We start from the raw sequence: 3,368 nt of genomic DNA on the forward strand, positions 1-3,368 counted from the left end.
AAAATAACTCTATGAATTATAACAATACCACCACTACAAATTATACAAATCAAAACCCATATAACATCAATAGCGAAATTAATGGAAATTCAACAATTATACAAATCAAAACCCATATAACATCAATAGCGAAATTAATGGAAATTCAACAAATTCCTCGAGAGGATGTTCAATTTACATTGAACAATATGAATAATCTAATATTAACTATTCCAACCCAAGAGGGACCTAACTGGATGATAGAAGAAATAAAAGAAAGTAATAAATTAAAAAATCAAAATGAAGAATTTACAATTTTTTAAAAATCATTAAAAAGCATATAAGATAAAAATTTAAAAAATCTCCTTAAAATATAAAAAACCAATAATAATACCCAATATGTGAAATACTAAATATTATTAATAATATGTGGAAAATTTAATAATATTAACTTTAAATGTAAAAAAATCATAAATTAATCAATAATAAAAAAAATATTAAATATTAATTTAGAAATATTTATTTAAAATAATATAAAAAAATAAAAATGTGAATAAACAACTAAAAAATTATATTGATAAGATTTAAAACATTAAGATTTGCTTTTAAATATAATTTTAAAGGTAATTTTAAATATTTAATAACCTTAATTTAAAGAAAAATCTTACGCATTTGAATAATATAATTTAATTATGTAAATTGTGATAGGATGAAAACCACGATTATAATAATTGCTCTTTTAGTAATTGGATTATATGCTGCAACAGAAACCACATATTATGCAAATAAAATTACGGTAGAAAATAATATTGTATCCCCAGTCATAATAATTGAAAAAATTGGAGTCAATGAAAAAATTAACAATAATTCTCCCGACCAAGGAGTGTATTATGATAATAAACATTCATTCACTCCAACTAAAGGAGATATTCTAATATTTGGACATAGAACCCTATTAGGATCGCCATTTTTACGTCTAAATCAACTAAAAAATGGAGATATAATTACTTTAGAATGGCCAAATATAGGAGAGTTAAATTATACTGTTTATAACTCTAAAGTAGTTCCAGCAGACTATAAGTTAAATACCCAAAATAACAGTCAAACATTAAGTTTAATTACCTGTCATCCAATTGGGTCAACATCACAAAGATTAATTTACGAAGCTAATCTTACAAAGCAAGGCCCTATAAATAACAGTATATTAAAAGAAAATCCTCAAAAAAATAATGGATTATACATCCTATTTGGATTTTTAATTTTTGGTATTGTAATAGGTCTTATTCAAGAAAAATCAGAACGAAAATATGTTTTAGTAACTGTAATAATAATTTGGATATTTTTACTATATTGTTACTTAGAACCTGGACTCGTTAAGCAATTTATATCACAAATCGAATTTTTAAATCAAATATTTACACTTGGAGGATAAACATGAACGTAAATGAAAAATATTTTTCAAACATAAGCTCAAGAGAAAGGGCTATATTTGAGGGCGCCATTACAATGGGAGCTTTATTTCACCAATTTATTGGAACACCTGTAAATAAAGAATCTGCAGAAAGTTTAGAAAAAGCGATGAAGGAATCTCTTGAACTTCAACCTGCAATTGAAAAAGTAGATGCAAAAATAGATCTAAACCGATTAAATTCTGCATTAAGTGATTTTGAATATACCTCTCTTAATGGAGATATGCTTGATATAAAAATATACACAAAAGTGGATAATGTTACTGCTGTGATTCGAATAGAATTTATTGAAGAGTTAAACTACCCCTTAATGTATGTTGAAAATATTAAAGAAGAATAATTTTAGGGTCATTGATTTCCAGTGTTCCGAAATCATCTGTAAATCTATTTTTATATTATATCCAAGTGATGTAATTAGCCCAGCTAAAAATACATTTAGAATTATGCTAATTGAATAAATGATTTTTTTAAATCCATTTGAGTATAATAAATTATAAACTCTTTTAAAGTATTTGCCATTACTATTTGTAAAGTATTTAAAGAATAAAAATATGGAAAATATAAAACACAGTATAATAATTTGGAAAAAACTAACTTCAATATATTTACCTGCATCTATTGACTTTAAAACAATATTATCTATAAACAATAAATATCCTAAAATGGATAAAATAAAAGTTATTGCTACAATATATTGTGAATTGAATTTTAATTTTCCTTTAATGTTTAAATTTTCTAAATCAAGATTAGATAAATAATATCCAAATATTGCATAGGGAATAAATAAAATATAACATACAATTTTTGATGAATAAGTGATGATACCTAAACTTACAAGAATATAAACTATTAATGAAACTAAAGTTAAAATATTAATAAATTTACCTTCAAAATTCGGATATCTGCCTTTGTTTCGTAAAATAAGGGTTTAAAGAATTAAATTAAACATCATAATTTGACTGAAAGATACAATGCTTCAAATATTGACTTTCAATAAATTCATGAATCCGTTCACCATATTTGAAACCATATGGAAATATTTCTACCTGAAATGTGAGAAAATAATCTCAATTACACTTTCAATAATCTGAATTCCAATATAACCTATAGACATAAAATAAAGGCCCGTTAAAATACTTGCAATATAACCTATAACCAAAAGATAACTGTCTTCCTCCAAGGAACTGACCGTCAAAAGGAGCATGTCGACTGCGGGGAAAAAGTCAGTGAAAGGTATAGGAAGGGGCAAAAATAATAAACCTGAAAGGATGATTATCATTACAGAATTTATCTTAATGAATACACGGTTTTTAGTAAGTGATCCTCTAGGATGTGAAATTCTTTCAATATACCCCAGAGCTTTTTTCAAAACATCAAAGAGACTTTCAACTGACTCAGCAGGTAACTTATATTCTGAAACCATTTTTGGAAGATATAATTTCCTATTAAATAAAACAGACAATTCCAAAAGAATTATCAAAATTCCAAATGGTGTACTGCTGCCTGGAATTGAAACCGGAAGCAGGAATGGTGCTATCAATATTATGACTATAATATGAATACCATCACTTAACAATAAATCAAGCAATTCATTAATAGAAATCCCCTTATTTCCAATAGATTCCCGAATAATCTCCAGACGTTTAGAGGTAGGTAAATGAGTCGTTTCTGAATCATTATCTAAATGCAAATTAATTCTCCTTAATCATTATTTTAAAAAATGATAAAATGATTCTGAAAAAAAGAACAACATTCTATCAATTGAATTAATATTAGGTTTAACATTTTGAATATATAAAAATTGCACATTTAAGTTTTCAAGGCACTTTCAAAAACTTGTGTGATAAAGTTTATTTCCATTTTTTACCTTAAAAAAATTAAGGTTTAATAAGTTCAAACATAAACATAGAGCTTTTATTT

Annotated in this window: 4 protein-coding genes and 1 pseudogene; 4 read left to right on the plus strand and 1 reads right to left on the minus strand. The window is 25.1% G+C overall.

Annotation, left to right across the window (positions count from 1 at the left end):
* From QZ146_RS08485 to QZ146_RS08500, 4 genes and pseudogenes are all read left to right on the plus strand, one after another.
* Positions 1-302, plus strand: a pseudogene (locus QZ146_RS08485) (hypothetical protein); the annotation flags it as partial.
* Between the two features lie 386 nt (positions 303-688).
* Positions 689-1,411 (plus strand): class E sortase, encoded by a 723-nt coding sequence (locus QZ146_RS08490; protein ID WP_295723592.1) that lies wholly within the window; start codon positions 689-691, stop codon positions 1,409-1,411.
* A 2-nt stretch (positions 1,412-1,413) separates the two neighbouring features.
* On the plus strand, positions 1,414-1,788 hold the full coding sequence (locus QZ146_RS08495; protein ID WP_295723595.1) for a dihydroneopterin aldolase family protein: 375 nt from the start codon (positions 1,414-1,416) through the stop codon (positions 1,786-1,788).
* 211 nt (positions 1,789-1,999) lie between these two features.
* Positions 2,000-2,206: a hypothetical protein gene (locus QZ146_RS08500; RefSeq protein ID WP_295723597.1), complete on the plus strand. Its 207-nt coding sequence runs from the start codon at positions 2,000-2,002 to the stop codon at positions 2,204-2,206.
* 284 nt (positions 2,207-2,490) lie between these two features.
* Here QZ146_RS08500 and QZ146_RS08505 read toward each other — a convergent pair whose 3' ends face one another.
* The gene (locus tag QZ146_RS08505; RefSeq protein WP_295723600.1) at positions 2,491-3,138 is read right to left on the minus strand and encodes an exopolysaccharide biosynthesis protein; all 648 of its coding nucleotides are present in this window, start codon (positions 3,136-3,138) and stop codon (positions 2,491-2,493) included.
* Positions 3,139-3,368: the final 230 nt, after the last annotated feature.

Origin of the sequence: uncultured Methanobrevibacter sp., assembly GCF_905235195.1 — an archaeon.
Lineage (GTDB): Archaea > Methanobacteriota > Methanobacteria > Methanobacteriales > Methanobacteriaceae > Methanarmilla.

Coding starts and splice junctions, on each gene's coding strand:
- QZ146_RS08500 (WP_295723597.1), top strand. CDS start 2,000: ATGGAAAATATAAAACACAGTATAATAATTTGGAAAAAACTAACTTCA.
- QZ146_RS08495 (WP_295723595.1), top strand. CDS start 1,414: ATGAACGTAAATGAAAAATATTTTTCAAACATAAGCTCAAGAGAAAGG.
- QZ146_RS08490 (WP_295723592.1), top strand. CDS start 689: ATGAAAACCACGATTATAATAATTGCTCTTTTAGTAATTGGATTATAT.